At 68.5% G+C, this 16,356-nt stretch carries 18 protein-coding genes and 1 tRNA gene; 5 read left to right on the plus strand and 14 right to left on the minus strand.

All coding sequences use genetic code 11. The features are described 5' to 3' along the window. Nucleotides 1-56: 56 nt before the first annotated feature. Nucleotides 57-542 carry a cell division protein CrgA gene (locus tag NJ4_RS03325; protein ID WP_245644431.1) on the minus strand — a complete coding sequence of 162 codons (486 nt, stop codon included), beginning with the start codon at nucleotides 540-542 and terminating at the stop codon, nucleotides 57-59. A gap of 67 nt (nucleotides 543-609) precedes the next feature. Between NJ4_RS03325 and NJ4_RS03330 the strand changes: the two genes are divergently transcribed. Continuing rightward, the gene (locus tag NJ4_RS03330; protein ID WP_082748137.1) at nucleotides 610-1,356 is read left to right on the plus strand and encodes a DUF881 domain-containing protein; all 747 of its coding nucleotides are present in this window, start codon (nucleotides 610-612) and stop codon (nucleotides 1,354-1,356) included. A gap of 42 nt (nucleotides 1,357-1,398) precedes the next feature. Here the strand turns inward: NJ4_RS03330 and pknB are convergent, their stop codons facing one another. Genes pknB through NJ4_RS03360 form a run of 6 tightly spaced genes read right to left on the minus strand, consistent with a single transcriptional unit; the run spans nucleotide 1,399 to nucleotide 8,901 of the window. After that, the gene (gene pknB / locus NJ4_RS03335) at nucleotides 1,399-3,162 is read right to left on the minus strand and encodes a Stk1 family PASTA domain-containing Ser/Thr kinase (RefSeq protein WP_067430173.1); all 1,764 of its coding nucleotides are present in this window, start codon (nucleotides 3,160-3,162) and stop codon (nucleotides 1,399-1,401) included. Nucleotides 3,163-3,190: 28 nt separating this feature from the next. Further along, the gene (locus NJ4_RS03340; RefSeq protein WP_067430175.1) at nucleotides 3,191-4,666 is read right to left on the minus strand and encodes a peptidoglycan D,D-transpeptidase FtsI family protein; all 1,476 of its coding nucleotides are present in this window, start codon (nucleotides 4,664-4,666) and stop codon (nucleotides 3,191-3,193) included. Further along, the gene (locus NJ4_RS03345; RefSeq protein ID WP_067430434.1) at nucleotides 4,663-6,045 is read right to left on the minus strand and encodes an FtsW/RodA/SpoVE family cell cycle protein; all 1,383 of its coding nucleotides are present in this window, start codon (nucleotides 6,043-6,045) and stop codon (nucleotides 4,663-4,665) included. The genes NJ4_RS03340 and NJ4_RS03345 overlap by 4 nt, the downstream gene beginning before the upstream one ends. An 11-nt stretch (nucleotides 6,046-6,056) precedes the next feature. After that, entirely contained in the window at nucleotides 6,057-7,697 is a 1,641-nt protein-coding gene (locus NJ4_RS03350; protein ID WP_082748138.1) for a PP2C family protein-serine/threonine phosphatase, read from the minus strand. 6 nt (nucleotides 7,698-7,703) lie between these two features. After that, on the minus strand, nucleotides 7,704-8,177 hold the full coding sequence (locus NJ4_RS03355; RefSeq protein WP_067430179.1) for an FHA domain-containing protein FhaB/FipA: 474 nt from the start codon (nucleotides 8,175-8,177) through the stop codon (nucleotides 7,704-7,706). Further along, nucleotides 8,170-8,901, minus strand: coding sequence for an FhaA domain-containing protein (locus NJ4_RS03360; RefSeq protein ID WP_067430181.1), 732 nt, complete (start codon nucleotides 8,899-8,901; stop codon nucleotides 8,170-8,172). The genes NJ4_RS03355 and NJ4_RS03360 overlap by 8 nt, the downstream gene beginning before the upstream one ends. A 189-nt stretch (nucleotides 8,902-9,090) precedes the next feature. Between NJ4_RS03360 and NJ4_RS03365 the strand changes: the two genes are divergently transcribed. Continuing rightward, nucleotides 9,091-9,174 (plus strand) — tRNA-Leu (locus NJ4_RS03365). Between the two features lie 109 nt (nucleotides 9,175-9,283). Here the strand turns inward: NJ4_RS03365 and NJ4_RS03370 are convergent. From NJ4_RS03370 to NJ4_RS03390, 5 genes are all read right to left on the minus strand, one after another. Beyond that, nucleotides 9,284-9,595 carry a plasmid mobilization protein gene (locus tag NJ4_RS03370; RefSeq protein WP_067430184.1) on the minus strand — a complete coding sequence of 104 codons (312 nt, stop codon included), beginning with the start codon at nucleotides 9,593-9,595 and terminating at the stop codon, nucleotides 9,284-9,286. Nucleotides 9,596-9,597: 2 nt separating this feature from the next. After that, nucleotides 9,598-9,828, minus strand: a complete 231-nt coding sequence (locus NJ4_RS03375) for a hypothetical protein (protein ID WP_067430187.1) — start codon at nucleotides 9,826-9,828, stop codon at nucleotides 9,598-9,600. A gap of 76 nt (nucleotides 9,829-9,904) precedes the next feature. Further along, a complete protein-coding gene (locus NJ4_RS03380; RefSeq protein WP_157550658.1) occupies nucleotides 9,905-10,924 on the minus strand; it encodes a hypothetical protein in 1,020 nt (339 codons plus the stop codon). Between the two features lie 380 nt (nucleotides 10,925-11,304). Continuing rightward, nucleotides 11,305-11,553, minus strand: a complete 249-nt coding sequence (locus NJ4_RS03385) for an SHOCT domain-containing protein (RefSeq protein ID WP_067430193.1) — start codon at nucleotides 11,551-11,553, stop codon at nucleotides 11,305-11,307. A 177-nt stretch (nucleotides 11,554-11,730) separates the two neighbouring features. Next, a complete protein-coding gene (locus NJ4_RS03390) occupies nucleotides 11,731-13,200 on the minus strand; it encodes a M1 family metallopeptidase (protein ID WP_067430197.1) in 1,470 nt (489 codons plus the stop codon). 213 nt (nucleotides 13,201-13,413) lie between these two features. Here NJ4_RS03390 and NJ4_RS03395 point away from each other — a divergent pair, with 213 nt between their 5' ends. Genes NJ4_RS03395 through NJ4_RS03405 form a run of 3 tightly spaced genes read left to right on the plus strand, consistent with a single transcriptional unit; the run spans nucleotide 13,414 to nucleotide 15,639 of the window. Then, the gene (locus tag NJ4_RS03395) at nucleotides 13,414-13,926 is read left to right on the plus strand and encodes a SigE family RNA polymerase sigma factor (RefSeq protein ID WP_245644432.1); all 513 of its coding nucleotides are present in this window, start codon (nucleotides 13,414-13,416) and stop codon (nucleotides 13,924-13,926) included. Next, entirely contained in the window at nucleotides 13,923-15,179 is a 1,257-nt protein-coding gene (locus NJ4_RS03400) for a hypothetical protein (protein ID WP_067430200.1), read from the plus strand. Before NJ4_RS03395 ends, NJ4_RS03400 begins: the two co-directional genes overlap by 4 nt. A 34-nt stretch (nucleotides 15,180-15,213) precedes the next feature. Further along, complete coding sequence (locus NJ4_RS03405; protein ID WP_169799209.1) at nucleotides 15,214-15,639, plus strand: VanZ family protein; 426 nt, start codon at nucleotides 15,214-15,216, stop codon at nucleotides 15,637-15,639. Here NJ4_RS03405 and NJ4_RS03410 read toward each other — a convergent pair. Both NJ4_RS03410 and NJ4_RS03415 read right to left on the minus strand, forming a co-directional pair. Next, nucleotides 15,590-15,982 carry a hypothetical protein gene (locus NJ4_RS03410; RefSeq protein WP_067430206.1) on the minus strand — a complete coding sequence of 131 codons (393 nt, stop codon included), beginning with the start codon at nucleotides 15,980-15,982 and terminating at the stop codon, nucleotides 15,590-15,592. The two genes, NJ4_RS03405 and NJ4_RS03410, sit on opposite strands and share 50 nt — an antisense overlap. Beyond that, entirely contained in the window at nucleotides 15,976-16,344 is a 369-nt protein-coding gene (locus NJ4_RS03415) for a hypothetical protein (RefSeq protein WP_067430209.1), read from the minus strand. The genes NJ4_RS03410 and NJ4_RS03415 overlap by 7 nt, the downstream gene beginning before the upstream one ends. Nucleotides 16,345-16,356: the final 12 nt, after the last annotated feature.

Below are 16,356 nucleotides of genomic sequence, written 5' to 3' on the forward strand. Positions count from 1 at the left end.
AATGGCAGCAGGGCCGGTGGAGAACCGGCCCTGCTGTGCGGATCAGACGCGCGAGGTCACTCCCAGCGCGTGGCGAAGGTGAAGCCCACGGCCATGAACCCGATGCCGACGGCCAGGTTGAGCTGACCCAGGTCTCCGAGCAGCCAGATCTCGCCCTCGGGGCGGTCGGCGAAGATGTAGAAGGTGCAGATCCAGATCAGGCCGATCAGGAAGCAGCCGAGCATGCCGACCACGACACCGCGACCACGACCCAGGGGAGTCTTGGGGTGCGCGGAGACGATCAGGCCGAGGAAGATCAGACCGAAGCCCACGGCCCAGTTCCAGTCCTTGAGCTTGTCCATGCTGGGGATCAGCGTGTCGGGCTCACCGCCCTTGCCGGTCGTCTCGAAGGCCCGGACATCACGGACGTAGAGCGTCCAGATCACGACGTACGCGATGCCGGCAGCCACCAACAGGATCGTGATCAGGAACCGGATCGAGAAGATCGGTCCCTTCACCGCGTTGGGGTCTACCAGCTCGTGCTTGTCTTTGGACTTGGACACCGACATCTCCTCAATAACTGACCAGGTGCGGCTGGACTCCCGGGCGCACCGGGTTAGCGTAGTCGCCATGACCCCGCGATCCCACGAGCACCGTGCCAAACGCGTCGCCTGGCGGCTGAGCACCCCGATCGTGTTCGCGGCCACCGGGGCGTTGTTCGTGGTCAGCGCGACCAGCAGCGAGGGCACCGACCTGAGGCCCGGACGGGTGGAGGACCTGCCCTCACTGGTGCGCAGTGAGAGCAACCAGCTCGAGGCGCAGCAGTCGAAGGCACGCGACCTGACCGACGACGTCGAGCGGCTCTCGGCACGCATCGACGACGACCAGGTACGCCGGGCCCGGCGCAACGCCGACCGGCTGGAGTCGCCGGCCGGTTTCACCGCGGTCAGTGGGGACGGCGTCACCGTCACGCTCTCGGACAGCCCCACCGACCTGCGCGAGGGCGCCACGAACATCAACGACCTGGTGGTGCACCAGCAGGACATCCAGGCGGTCGTCAACGCCATGTGGCAGGCGGGTGCGGACGGCATCAGCATCCAGGGTCAGCGGATCATCTCGACCACGGGCATCAAGTGCGCCGGCAACTCCGTCGAGCTGCAGGGCATCCCCTATCCCCAGCCCTACGTGATCACCGCGGTCGGCGACGCCGACGCCATCCAGCAGAGCATCGACGAGAACCTCACCGTGAACCTCTACCGCCTCGACGCCGCTGATCCCTCGATCCAGGTCGGCTGGGACATGCATCAGGAGGACGACGTCACGGTGCCGGCCTACGAAGGTCTGCGCGGCATGGAGTACGCCCAGCCGCTGACGTAGAGCGGTCGCCCGTTCATCGCGACGACCTTCCGGCGATGACCCCTAGGGAGTCAGCGGGTCCGTCGGCAGAGTCTCGGTCGGCGGGGTCTCGGTCGGCGGGGTCTCGGACTCGGTCGGCTCCTCGGTCGGCGCGACGTACGTCGAGACGGTGATCCGGATCTCCGTGTCCTGGTCGGCGGTCTCACCGCGCGCGGTGCTCTGGTCGACCACCTCGCCCGGCTTGGCGTCGGACTCCTCGTCGGTCTCGTCGACGTAGACCTTGAAGCCGGCGGCCTCGAGCTTCTTGATCGCCTCCTCACGGGTGTCGCCGACCACGAACGGCACTTCCTCGGGCCCGTCGGAGACGGTCACCGTGACGGTGCTGCCGAAGCTGACCTGGGTGTCGGCGACCGGGCTCTGGTCGACCACCTGACCCTTCGGGTCGTCGGTGTCACGCTCCTCGAAGGTCACCTTGAAGCCCTGGTCGACGAGCTTGGCCTCGGCCTCGTCACGGGTCAGGGTCACCACGCTCGGCACCGGCAGGTCGGGCTTGCCCGTCGAGATCGTGAGGGTGACCTCGCTGTCGGGGTCGACGTCGGTGCCACCGGACGGGTCGGTCTCGATCACCTTGCCCTCGGCCACCGTGTCGGAGGCCGCCTCCTCGATGACGGGCACGAGCCCCTCGTCCTTGATCGCCTTCACGGCGCGAGGCTGCGCCATGCCGGCGACGTCGGGCACCTGCACCTGCGTGACCGTGTTGTCGTCCTTCAGCTTCGGGATCGCCCACGCTGCGCCGGCGACGAGGGCCAGCAGCAGCAGCCCGAGCACGATCCACAGGCCGGTGCGCTTGGGCGGCTCGTCGTCCTCACGGACGGCGGCATGGGATGCGGTCGTCGGACGGGGGGCGGAGCTGGGCAGGACAGTCGTGGACTCGGCGGGCACGGCGGCGGCCGCGGCGACCGACGGCGCCTGGACCGGGCGGCCGGCCAGGTAGCGCTCGATGTCGGAGCGCATCGCCGCGGCGGACTGGTAGCGGTCCTCGAGGCGCTTGGCCAGTGACTTCATCACGATCGCGTCGACCTCGGGCGTCAGCTCCGAGTCGTACGTCGACGGCGGCTGAGCCGGTTCACGCACGTGCTGGTAGGCCACGGCGACCGGGGACTCACCCACGAAGGGCGGCCGGCCGGTGAGGAGCTCGTAGAGCAGGCAGCCGGTCGAATAGACGTCGGAGCGGGAGTCGACGGTCTCGCCGCGCGCCTGCTCGGGGGAGAGGTACTGGGCGGTGCCGACCACGGCCGCGGTCTGCGTCATCGTCGAGGAGGCGTCGGAGACCGCGCGGGCGATGCCGAAGTCCATCACCTTCACGTCACCACCCGGCGTGAGCATCACGTTGGCCGGCTTGATGTCGCGGTGGATGATGCCGGCGCGGTGGCTGTAGTCGAGGGCCGAGAGCACACCGGAGGTGATCTCGAGGGCCCGCTCGGGGAGGATCTTGCGCCCCTCACGGAGGATGTCGCGCAGGGTGCGCCCGGCGACGTACTCCATGACGATGTAGGGCTGGGCGACACCGTCCGCCGCCATCTCCTCGCCGGTGTCGTAGACCGCGACGATGGAGGGGTGGTTCAGGGACGCCGAGGACTGCGCCTCGCGACGGAACCGAGCCTGGAAGGTCGCGTCACTGGCCAGGTCCGTGCGCAGTCGCTTGACCGCCACCACGCGTCCGAGGCGGGAGTCGGTGCCCTTGCGCACCTCAGCCATGCCACCGCGACCCAGCATCTCGCCGAGCTCGTAGCGGCCGCCGACCATCATCGGCTCCTCGTTCGTCATGTGCCCTTCTTCCTGTCCGAGGGGGTCATCAGTCGATCACGGCTTCCATGACCGCCTTGGCGATCGGTCCGGCTAGCTTGCCGCCGGCGATTTCGGCGTTGCTGAGCTGCACCTTCTGCAGCATCACGGCAACGGCGACCTGCTTGTCGTCCTTGTCGGCATACGAGACGAACCACGCGTAGTCGTTGCACTCGCTGCAGTTCTCCGCGGTGCCGGTCTTGGCGCCCACCTCGGCGCCCGGGATCAGCGCCACACCGGCGGTGCCGTGCTCGACGACCGAGACCATCATCTTGCGCAGCTCGTGGGCGGTGTCGGACCCGACCGCCTCGGACAGCTCCTCGGTCGAGGTCTTGTCCAGGACGTCGAGGTCGGGGGAGCGCACCTCGTCGACCAGGTAGGGGCGCATCACGACCCCGTCGTTGACGATGCCGGAGACCACCATCGCCATCTGCAGCGGCGTCGCGCGGACGTCGTACTGCCCCATGCCGGTCTGGGCGAGGTAGGAGTCCTCGAGGTCCTCGGTGGGGTAGACGCTGGCGGCCTGGCCCTTGAGGTCCTCGAGGGAGGTGTCGTTGAACCCGTAGGCCTCGGCCTGGCGCAGCATCTTGTCCTGGCCCAGCTCGTTGGCCAGCGCCAGGAACGTCGTGTTGCACGACTGCTCGAGTGCCTGGGTCATGGTGATCTTGTCGGTGCCGCAGGAGCGGCCGCCGTTGCCGATCGAGGTCGAGGTGTGCGGGAGGGTGTACGACGGCCCGCCGGGAACCATGGAGTCCGCGTCGTAGTCGCCGGTCTCGATCGCGGCGGAGGCGGTGACCAGCTTGAACACCGAGCCCGGAGGCAGCGTGGTGGCGATGGCCCGGTTCAGCTTGGGCTCGTCCTCGCGCTTGTTGAGCTTCTTGTCCTCCGCCTCCACCTTGTCCAGATCGTGTGAGGCGAGCTTGTTCGGGTTGAACGTCGGGGCCGAGACCATCGCCAGGATCTTGCCGGTGGAGGGCTCGAGGGCCACCACCGCCCCTTGGACGTCACTGCCCAGCCCGGGGTTCTTGAAGAGGCCGTCGAACGCGGCCTGCTGGGCGTCCGGGTCGATGGTCAGCTCGACCGTGCCGCCCTTGGGTGAGGCGTTGTTGACCAGGTCGACCAGCCGCGAGACGAACAGTCGCGAGTCGTCGCCGGAGAGCACCGAATTCTGGGTGTTCTCGATGCCCGACTGGGAGTAGTAGGAGAACCAGCCGGTGACGTGGGCATACATGAACGGATTGCTGTAGGCACGCTGGAACTTGTACTTGTCGTCGGAGGCCTTCGACTCGGCGACCGCGTTGCGACCGACCAGGATGGCGCCGCGCTCGCGGGAGAACGCAGCCTCGATGACGCGCCGGTTCTCGGGGTGCTTCGAGGCGTCGTTGAGGTCGTCGGCGGCGATGTACTGCAGGTAGGTGACGTTGGCCAGCAGGGCCATGAAGAGCAGCATGCAGAAGATCGCCATGGTGCGGATCGGCTTGTTCACCGCAGGTTCACCACCTGGGTGGTCTCGGCGTCACTGGTCTCGTCGGTGTCGTTCGAGAGGTCGGGCACCGGGCGCCGGGCCTGGTCGGAGACGCGCAGCAGCAGCGCGATGATCACCCAGTTGGCGACCAGGGACGAACCGCCGTACGAGAGGAACGGCGTGGTCAGACCGGTCAACGGGATGAGGCGGGTGACGCCACCGATCACCACGAAGACCTGCAGGGCGAGAACGCAGGCCAGACCGCAGGCCATCAGCTTTCCGAAGGCGTCGCGGCAGACCAGGGCAGCACGCAGCCCACGCTCGACGATCAGGCCGTAGCAGAGGATCACCGCCATCACGCCGGTCAGGCCGAGCTCTTCGCCGATCGCGCCCATGATGAAGTCGGACTCGGCGAACGGGATGCGGTAGGGGCTGCCCTGACCGAAGCCGCGGCCGAGCAGGCCGCCCCAGGCCATGCCGAACAACGACTCCCCGATCTGGTTGCCCGACCCGTAGAAGTCGTCGAAGGGGTGCAGCCAGGCGTCGACCCGAACCTGCACGTGGCTGAACGCCTTGAACCCGAGGAACGCGCCGGCCAGGAACATGGTGCCGCCGACGACCAGCCAGCCGGGCCGCTCGGTGGCGACGTAGAGCATGGTCAAGAAGATGCCGAAGAACAGCAGCGAGGAGCCCAGGTCGCGCTGGAAGACGAGGATGCAGAGGCTGATCAGCCACATCGCCAGGATCGGGCCGAGGTCGCGCCCGCGGGGCAGGTCTACGAAGACCAGGCGTCGGCCGGCCAGGGCCAGGGCGTCGCGGTGAAGCACCAGGTAGCCGGCGAAGGCGATCACCAGCAGCACCTTGGCGATCTCGCCCGGTTGCATGCCGACCGGTCCGAGGTTGATCCAGATGCGGGCGCCGTTCTTCTGCACGCCGATGAACGGCAGCATCGGCATCAGCAGCAGGACGATGGCGGCCAGGCCGCTGGTGTAGGTGAACCGCTGCAGGACCCGGTGGTCGCGCAGGAAGACCAGGGTCGCCGCGAAGAGCGCGACGCCAATGGTCATCCAGACCAGCTGCTGACGGGCGAAGGTGGTGCCGTCGGCCAGGTCGAGGCGGTGGATCACGGCCAGGCCCAGACCGTTGAGCGCGGCCACGACCGGCAGCAGCACCGGGTCGGCGTACGGCGCGGTCAGACGGACGACGACGTGGCAGGCGATCGTCAGCGCGGCCAGCCATCCGCCGTAGCCGATGATGTCGGCCGGCACCTCGCCCTCGACGCCCAGGCCCACGGCGGCGTACGCCCCGATGCCCACGGCGAGCGCGAGGATGAGGAGGAAGAGCTCCGCACCCCGGCGGCGCCGGTGCACGAACCCCAGGAAGCTGTTCTGCTGCGTCATCGGCACCCGCCTCAGTCGCAGTCCGCGCGCACGGCGCTGTGTCCGACGTCGGTCCGGGCGGTGGTCGACCCGACGCTGGCGCCTGCGCGGACGGCGGAGTCCGAGGCGGCCTTGGCCGCATCCATCACCGAGTCCTGCTGGACGGGCCCACCGCCGGTGACGCTGCCGCCGGTGACGTTGCTGGTGCGGCTGTCGCTGTCGGTGCCGCTGACCTCGCCCTCGCTGCCGCCGCCGGTGCCCCCACCGCCTCCGCCGGGGGGTGTGGCGCTCGGCTTCTCGGTGGGTGCCGGGGTCTTGGTGGGGGCCTCGTCGGACTCCTCGGGGCAGGGGGTCTGCTCCTCGCCCAGCTTGGCGAGGGTACGGCGGGCGTCATCGAGGCTGTTGGACTCGATGCCCTCGCGCACGGCCCGGGCGTCGATCTCGTGCAGCCGGTCGAGGGAGATGTTGGACTCCTCGTAGGGCCGGTTCATGGTCAGTCCCGGAAGGCTGGCGTCGACGCCGCGATAGATCGTGACGTGGCCGTCGTGCTCGCCGACGTAGTACTGCCGCTGCGTCCAGGCGTAGGCGGCTCCCGCCGCGGCCCAGAGCAGGCCGATCAGCACGACCAGCACGGCCAGGCGCTTGAGCCAGGCGAACCGTCGGGGCGGGCGTGGCGCGTAGCGGGCCACCTCGGGATCGATCGGGTCGTTCGGGATGGCGTAGCCGGGGGCGCCGACCGGGATCTCGGCCGGCACCGGCTCGAGCTCGCCGGTGTCACCGGAACGGTGACCGCGGAACAGGCTTCCGGCCGCACCGCGGCTGCGCCGGGGCAGGTCGGCCGCCGCACCCACGAGGAGTGGGGTCAGGTCCGGGGCGACGGCGTCGCCCACGCCAGCTGTGTCGCTCTCGAGGACGTCGGCGACCAGACAGGTGACGTTGTCGCTGCTACCCGCCTCGAGGCTGGCCCGGACCAGCTCGACAACCGCGAAGTCGGGGGTGCCGGTGGAGAGGATGTCGGCCAGGTGGGTGTCATCAAGGACACCGCAGGCGCCGTCGGAGCACAGGAACAGCCGGTCTCCCGGCGCGAGGTCGACGAAGAACAGGTCGGGCTCGGTCTCGTGGATGCCGTCGACGGCCTTGAGGATGAGGTTGCGGTGCGGGTGGACCCGCGACTCCTCCTCGGTGATCCGGCCCTCGTCGATCAGTGACTGGACGAAGGTGTGGTCCTTGGTCAGCTGGCTCAGCGCACCCTCACGGTAGAGGTAGGCGCGGCTGTCGCCGACGTGGCCGATCGCGACCCGCGTGCCGTCGAAGAGGGCCACGGTGGCGGTGGTGCTGGTGCCGTTGAGGTTCGGGTCCTCCTCGACGAGCTCCGCGATGCGGTCGTGGGCGCGGTGCAGGGCACCCGCCACCTGGGCGAGCATGTCGCCGCCGGGGCGCTCGTCGAGCTTGCGGAGCTGTTGTACGGCGGTCGCGGAGGCGATGTCACCACGCGCGGCGCCACCCACGCCGTCACAGACGGTCAGCACCCAGGGGCCGGCGTACCCGGAGTCCTGGTTGTCCTTGCGGACCCGCCCGACGTCGGAGAGCGCCGCGAACTCGAGCCGCATCGGGGGTCCCGTCGAGTCGCCGGTCGTGTCACCGGACCTGTCGTCGGTCGTGTCGTCGCCCATGCGCGTCTACTTCCTCAACTCGAGGATCGTCTTGCCGATGCGGACCTGTGTGCCGAGTGCCAGAGTCGTCGGCTGGGTGATGCGCGCCGAGCCGACGTAGGTGCCGTTGGTGGAGCCGAGGTCCTCGACGAACCACTCGTCGCCGGAGGCCGCGATGCGTGCGTGGCGGGTCGAGACGTAGTCGTCGTCGAGCCGGATCGCCGCGTCGGGGCCGCGCCCGATCAGGATGGGTGCCTCGGCCAGGTCGGCGCGCTCACCGGCGTTGGAGCCCTCGACGACTGCGACGTGGGTCGGCGACCCACGGCGGCGCGGGGGCGCCTTGGGCGCCTTGGGTGCCCGGCCACCGCCCTGACGCGCCGCGGGACTGGGCATGCGGGCACCGAACATGTCGGTGCGGATCACGCTGATCGCGGAGAGGACGAAGATCCAGAGGATCGCCAGGTAGGCGAAGCGGATCAGGAACAAGGTCAACTCACTCAACGGCCTGCTCCTGTTCGTCGACGACCCGGACCACCAGCGTCGTGTTGCCGATCTTGACCGTGGAACCGTTGTAGAGGGCGGCCTCGCCCACCTGGTGGCCGTCGACCTGCATGCCGTTGGTCGAGCCGAGGTCGCGCACGCTCAGCTCGGGGCTGCTGCCCCGCTGGAAGCGGCCGCTGTTGATCTGGAACTCGATGTGCTGGCGGCTGATGCCGGGATCGTTGATCCGCAGGCCGGCCTCGGTGCCGCGGCCCACGACCAGACCCGGCGGGTTCAGCGGGTGACGCACGCCGTTGACCTCGATCACCACGGTGGCGCGCCCGACCTGGGTGTCGGTGGCATTGGTGGTGACCTTGGCCTGCGCCGTGCTGCGCACCCGGAACCGTCCGGTGGTCAGGTCGTCGGCCTGTTCGAACTCGATCTTCACCGGGCCGGGGAAGACGTAGCTCTGGTGGTCGGCGTGCTCGCGCAAGGAGTTGGTCAGCTCGGTGGCCAGGGTGGAGTCGTAGGGCGAGAGCCGCTCCAGGTCGGGAGGGCTGAGCTCGACGTGGAAGCTGTTGGGCACCAGGCGCCGGTCACGGCTGAGGATCTGGGCGTTGTTGTCGACCTCGCGCTGCAGGGCGGCGGAGATCTCGACCGGCTGCACGGCACTGCGGAAGGCCCGCGCGAAGACACCGGAGATCATCTGCTCGAGCTTGTTCTCGAAGCGCTGCAGTCCACCCATCGGTGCCTCCTCTCCGTCGTGCTGTTCGGGCGCCGGGTGGGGCGCGGGCCGGGTGCGTCGTCAGGCGCGCGTGAATGACACAGTCTGACGGCTGCGCCCGATCGTATCGGGGTGCGGGTCACCGGCCCGACGATTGGCACCGCGGTTTGGGCGATTCCTCGTTGCTGGGATAACCTTGGCCCGCTTCACGCGCGAGTGGCGGAATAGGCAGACGCGCACGGTTCAGGTCCGTGTGTCCGAAAGGACGTGGGGGTTCAACTCCCCCCTCGCGCACGTGATGACAGAAGGCCCCGGTCTCCCCGGGGCCTTCTCGCATTTCGGCCGGTTGGCGGCGCCGAAGGCGGTCAGATCGTGAGCCGGGGTCGACGTACGACTCAGACGGTCAAGCCTTGCGCGTCAGGATCTGCGAGACCCGGTGGGCCTGCTGCTCCAGTCCTCGGGCGAGTGCGCCGAGTTCATCGAGGTCGACAGGCCGTGAGGCCGCGAGGGCGGCGTCGCGGATGTAGGAAGTCACCTTGGTGCCTTCCGCGTCTGCGCGGGCCCGCAACTCGGCGATCTCCTCGGCGGAGAACCGGACCGAGATCGTGACCGAGCGTGTGACCGTGACGGGAACCGGGTTGTCCTCGTCGAAGCAGGACAAGTCCTCGGTCCTGTTGTAGTGCTGTGCCAGTGCTTCACCGAGTCTCTTCGTCATGCTCATGCCTCCCATCCGGTGATCGGTCGAACTCCGTGGGCCAGGACCTGGACGATGACCACGATCGGCTTCCCACCATCGGTCATCGACCGGATCAGTGCTCGGTCGTCATGCTCACAGTGGGGGAACAGGTGGTCTGCGTTCCCAATGGCCTGCTCGACTTCTTGAGCAGTGATTCGTCTGGTCGCGCGGTCCACGTTGCGCTCGCCCCACTCGATCTGGTCGAAGACCATCCCCGCCTCCATTGTGTTGCATTCGGTCCAAGAAAGCAACACAATGGTGGATATTCACTCTTGCTCCACCCTCCATTCAAGCCTCAGAGGACAGTGGGAGAGGGAGGTTCCAGATGTTCCCCTGGACAAGGGGCACCCGCAGCACTATCGCCTGGCGTAGGGACGTGACGAACCGTCCTATGTCGTCTCGCAGGCCCTCTTCGTCCTGCTGTGTGAAAGCCTTCTGCAGGTCAGCCATACCCGTCCCGGGTGGATAGGTCCGTAGTTCATGTGGGTCGAGCCGCTCGATGCAGGTCCTTACGATCATCATCACTTCAGACTCGACAACGAGGCCCCGGCCCCGAGCTCGCGTGAGGCCCGCGTTCTCGAGGGCGGCAAGGGCGCCGACCAGATCCCCGTCAGGCAGCGTTGCTGCACTCTGCACTGCAGTTGCAGCTTCGAGGAATCGTCGCACCGCGTGCTCCGCGCCAGCATGTCTGGCAACCTCCCATCCGATGCTGGTCAGGAGAAGGCCGGCAGCAATGGTGATCCAGGCGCTCGTTCCGGGAGTGATCAGCACCGTGATTGAGGTGAACAAAGAGACCACGATGAGCACACGGGTGCCAGCGGCAAGGATGTGGGCAACAGTGCGTGGTCGCCCGCGCACGACGCTGAACATAGGTCGTGCAATGACGCTGTTCGTGGCGAGGCTCACACCCGCGGCCATGTAGGCGAAGCTGAACGCCGCGGCGCGCAGGGCACTGGTGTCGTGGGTGCCGTTGAGATGAGTGGCATAGAGGGCAACGGCGATTCCGCAAGCAGCCGAGAAGGCGGCGAGCGCGTTTCCAGCGGAGTCGATGACAGCGGTGGCACTACGCCCCAACCGCACCAGCTTGACGATGAGATCGAGGCGATTCATGGCGGTGAAGATCGTGAAGGTGGCAGCCAGGAGGGCGAGGGCTGCGCTCGAGGCGAGAGGTATCCCGACGAGGAGCCAATAGGTGGACCTGTCGGCGTGGGCAAGACTCCAGATCGCGCCGGCGGCGGCGCTGATGGCGTAGAAGAACCATGCAGTGGTCGGTCGATGCCGCCGTCCGGCGTGTTGACTGGTGTCCATGAGGAAGTCGCCCCTGTAGATGTGGACCAGGCGCCTCGTGAGCAGTGGCAGTGGCATCAAAGGAGCAGGGCACTCCTTCCGTTGTCCACGTGCTCGCGACATCATTCGAATGAGGGTGGTCCCGAGAATCGTCATACAGGGCACGTTAGATCTTGGTTCCGACATCGTTCTGGGCTGTCATACCGAGTGCGCCGGGGTGCGGCGCCGGGCGCGGTCAGCTCCGTGAGCCGGGGTCGGCGGGCGGCGGGCAGGCGGCACCTGCGGACTCGCCCCAGACAGGGCAACGGACCGTGGGACAGGTAAGTGGCGCTGGAATCTACCCGGTTGAGCGTGGGTCGCTGCCGTCGTACGGGTGCTTACCTGTCCCACGGTCCGCCGGTTCACTTCTCCTGCAGCACGGCCCGCTTCGCGCGGTACTCCTCTTCGTCGATCTCGCCGGCCGCGAACCGCTCGGCGAGGCGCGACTGGCCCGACATCGGTCCGCACTGCGCCCGGTTGCGGCGACCCCAGCGGATCACCAGGTAGGCGAAGGTGACGATCATCAGGAACCAGAAGATCGGGAAGATGGGCCAGAAGGCCGGGGCGTCGCCGTCCCAGCGGTCGGCGGACATGACGAGTGCGTTCAGCATGGTGTTCCTCCTTGATTGACGATGCCTCAAGGCTCGCCGGATCAGGCCCGACACGCGTCAGCGTCGAGGCGTAACCGCCGTACGCAACGCTGCGTAGGTCGACCCCGTCTCACCGGCAGTTCGGCGTGAGGGGCAGTTCGGCGTGAGGGGCAGTTCGGCGTGACGGGCACCGCGACATCAGGGGGAAGGCAGCTCGGGATCTTCGAGCCAGTCCTCGAAGAACGACGTGAGGTCCTGCCCGCTCTCCTGGCTCCACCAGTTCACCAGCTCGTCACGAGTCACGCTGGCGAAACGGTGCTGCTGCGGCCACTCCCGCACCAGCCGCCAGAACGTCTCGTCGCCGAGCTCGCTGCGCAGGGCGTGCCACATCAGCGCCGGGCTGTCGTAGACGTTGATGTCGGCGAAGCGCTCCGGGCTGTAGTCGCCGGGCGGCCCCGACTGCCGGCGCGACTCCTGGGCCGAGGCGAACATCGAGCCCATCGACTCGTTGAGCGGTGCACCCCCGTTCTCGGACTCCCACACCTTCTGCAGGTAGTAGGCCATCCCCTCGTTCATCCACACGTCGCTCCAGTCGGCGGGCGTGACCAGGTCGCCGTACCACTGGTGCACGACCTCGTGCACGATCACGGCCCGGAAATCCTCGCCGATCTTGACGTCCCCGAAGGTGATCATGGTCTGGGTCTCCATGCCGGCCTCGACGCCCGTGGTGACCAGGAACCCCAGCGAGCCGAACGGGTAGGGCCCGAGCCGATCGACCGCCCAGCGCAGTGCGTCGTCCCCGTAGTCGAGGCCCGCCTGCTCGTTGCCGTTGGCGCGGGGGCTCCACACGCTGACCGGTACGCCGTCGACCCGGCCCAGGCGCTTGTGCCGGTAGTCGCCGAAGCCGAACGTGGTGAGGTACGACGACGCGGGGGAGCCCAGGTGCCAGCGGGTGCGGGTCATCCCGTCCGTCGTGGTGGTTCGCACGAGTTCTCCGTTGGCCACTCCCCTCCACGGTGCAGGGACGTCGAGGGTGAAGTCGTAGAACGCCTTGTCGCCGGGCTGGTCGTTGACGGCGTACCACGTGAACGCGCCGTACGGCTCCTGGGAGGTGCCGAGCTCGTTGCCCGGGCCGAGCTGGACCCCGATGTCCCCTCGGAACGTCGAGCCCCCGCTGCGCGGCGTGCCGGCGTACCTGATCCGCAGGGTGTGCACCGAGTCCGTGACGACACGGGCACCGACCTGCAGCTGGTCGCCGTGCTGGCTGGCGACGGCTCGCTTGCCGTCGAGCTCGACGCGGCTGACCGTCAGTGCGTCCGAGAGGTCGAGGGTCACCTTCGACGCGTCTGCCGTGGCGCGGAAGGTCAGGGTCTCGACGCCGGTCAGCGTCGTCTGGTCGGGGGCCCAGGTGAGTCGGAGGTCGTAGTGCAGCGCGTCCACCAACGGGTCGCCGTACTGCGGGTAGACCGAGTCCTCCACGGTCTCGTTGGCCGCGGAGGCCCAGCGCTTCGGAACGCTCGCCGGGACCCTGACGCCGGGTTCGTCACGCGTGGCGTCGGCCGGTCGACTGGTGGTGGGCGACGAGTCGGCGTCCGAGGCTTCACCGTCGCTGCACCCGGCCAGCAGGGCCGCCGCCAGCACGAGTGCGCCGGCCGTCCGGGGCTGCATCAAGGTCGCCCCCTCCGATCCCTGAAGGACATCAGGCAGAGCCTGATCTGCCTCCATGATCGACTGCGTGCCGCAGAAGCTGCAACCTGTTTCGGCTTGCCTGCGTGTGGAGAGTGGAGGAGGTGAGTCATGGAGACGACAATGGCCGTTGCCCACGCGGGCCGGACACCCGCACGACCGAGCAGGCACGCACGACAACAAGGGGGCACCCACGTGGCATCGTCTCGGGACGAGGAGTTCACGGCCTGGATGACCGCGCGCCAGGGCGTGCTGTTCCGCACGGCGTACCTCGTCTCGGGTGACAAGCAGACCGCCGAGGACCTCGTCCAGACCGCCGCCGCCAAGCTCTACCTGGCCTGGGACCGCGTCCACGAGCGCGGCAACGTCGACGCCTACGTGCGCCGCATCATCATCAACGAGCACAACTCGCTGTGGCGGCGGCCGTGGAAGAAGCGCGAGCACGTCACCGAGGAGCTTCCCGAGACCGGGTACGTCGACCCGCAGACGGACCCGACGGAGGCCGCCGCTCTCTGGAAGGCGGTGCAGGCACTGCCGGCCAGGCAACGGGCGGTGATCGTGCTGCGCTACTACGAGGATCTCTCGGAGGCCGAGATCGCGGCCACACTGGAAATCAGCCCCGGCACGGTCAAGTCGCAGGCCAGCCGTGCGATGGCCACCCTCCGCACCCGCCTCGGATCCGCATTCCAGCTCGAGGAGCAGTCATGAACACCAACGGCAACGACAAGCTGCGCCACGCGCTGTCGCAACGCGGTGAGGTCATGTCCGGCTCCCAGCTCGACTTCGACGCCATGCAGCGCGAGGCCAGGGGCATCCGGCGCCGCCGTCGCATCGGCACCGGCGTCGCCGCGGCCGCCGTCCTGGCGATCGTCGCGGTGCCCACCACGCTGGTCCTCAACGACACCCGGCACGACGGCTCACCCGACCCGGCCGGACGTACGACCCAGGGCCCTGACCGGACGAAGGCGCCGGACACCCAGCTGGCCGACGACAAGGCGGCGGCCACGCAGGCACTCGAGAACCTGCCCACGGGTGACTCGCTCGCGGTCGAGTACCTCGTCGGCGACACCATCCACCTGCGCGAGGGGGACGAGGTCCCGGCACCCGCCACGACGGCAGACGTCACCTCGCTCGCCGGCTACCACGGCGGATGGATGGTGGCCGAGAGCGACCCCACCGACGAGCACGTCGACTCGACGATCCGGCAGTACGACGGTTCCGGTGCCGAGGTCTCCGCCGTGCCCGGCAACAGCGAGTTCGCGATCAGCAACGACGGCACGCAGCTGGCCTGGTGGACCTGGAATGTCGAGAAGCAGGTGGGCGAGCTGCACTCGGCCGGTGCCGCGGGCATGGGCGAGGGCGACGGTGCGGTCCAGGAGACCGGTGAGGCGACGTGGGTGGTTCCGATCGGGTACGTCGGCTCCGGTGAGCTGGTCTACCAGGCGTCCGTCGAGGGAGACGGCGCCACTGTGAAGGCGACGGACCTCAACGGCAGCGTGCGCGACATCGACTCGTTGATGTCGGTGGTGTCCACCGATCAGATCAACGACCGGATCGCCGGTCAGGCACCGGGCGACGGGACGACGGCCCGTGTCGTCGATGCCCGGAGCGGCGACGAGATCTGGCACAAGGACGGCTGGATGCTGGGTGCCTTCAGTCCCGACGGGCAGTATGTCGTCGGGTTCTCGGGTCGGGCCGATCCGCTGAAGATCTCGATCCTCGACGCGTCCGACGGCTCGGTGGTGAGCACCGTCGACCTGCACGGCGACCACGGGCTGGGCTACACCGAGGTGCTCTGGAACGACGACTCGTCGCTGGCGATCGAGGCCCATGTCTTCGCCGGAACCGGCAAGGAGGATCACCCGGGCGCGGTGCTGCTCTTCGACACCGCGGGCGACCTGACCCGGGCCACCGACGTCGACCCCGGCACCGAGAGCTGGGTCTTCCTTCCCCGTCCGTGAGCCGGACGGGACTGCGCAAGGCAGAATGGATCGAGTGCGCCGACTCGTCTTCCTCGCCTTCGGGCTCTACCTGGCGGTGGCGGCGTACCTCGTGTTCTGGCCCCAGCCGGACACCCCCTCGGGAGCCGTCGAGGAGCTCGTGGATGCGCTCGGGTCGGTCGGCATCACGTTCGTCTCCGGAACCGTGATCGAGTTCGCGCTCAACGTGGCGTTGTTCGTGCCGCTGACCCTGTTCGGCGTCCTGCTGTGGCCGCGGGTGAACCCGCTGCAGTGGGTGTTCCTCGGCATCGCCGCGACCGTCACCATCGAGTTCGTGCAGCTGGCGGCCCTGCCGGACCGCTCGGCGACACTGTCCGACCTGGTCTCCAACTCCCTGGGAGCGATGATCGGCGTCGACCTCGGCCTGCGGCTCAGGTGGTGGGGCGAGCGACGTGCTTCCAGAGCCACCACAAGCCGATGATCGGCAGCACCAGCGGCACGAAGCCGTAGCCGATGCCGAAGTCCGACCAGACGGTGGCGTCGGGGAACGCGTCCGGGTCCGCGACCGTCACCGCGCCGACGCCGAGCACCCCGACCAGCTCGATCGAGCAGGCCGTGAACGCGACCTGGGTGGCCCGCTCGCCCTGGTAGCGCAGGGCGACAGTCGCGATGACGTAGATGGCAGCGGCGACGGCGGAGAGCGTGTAGGCGATCGGCGCCTCGTCGAACTTCGTGGCGATCTGCACCGCGGACCGTGCGCCCGCGGCGACGGCGAAGACCGCGTAAACGGCGACCAGCAGCTGGCGCCCGGGTGACCTCACCATGTCTGCTGCAACCTCAGCACGAGCACCATCGCGACGAACGCGGCGACGGCAACGACGTAGAGATGCGGTGGCTCGACCGGCTCACCCGAGGCGTCCGGCTGCCGGTTCAACAGCATCACGGGTACGCCGAGAGCGGCCACCCCGTAGCCCACGCTGATCCACAGCTCATCGGGGTCGTGCCCCTTGAGCAGCCCGATCACCGCGCCGAGCACCACCACGCCGGTGCACACCTGCCCGACCGTCATGCCGTGGCGGGCGATCGGCTCCAGCGGCTTGAGCTGCGAGGAGGCCGCAGCGGCGATGGCGAGAACGGTGATGACGAGGAGCAGGGTCATCACGACGGAGGTGAGCAGCCAGGACACGCGCTGACTGTA

Origin of the sequence: Nocardioides jensenii JCM 1364 = NBRC 14755 (assembly GCF_001552535.1) — a bacterium.
In the GTDB taxonomy this organism is placed as follows: Bacteria; Actinomycetota; Actinomycetes; order Propionibacteriales; family Nocardioidaceae; genus Nocardioides; species Nocardioides jensenii.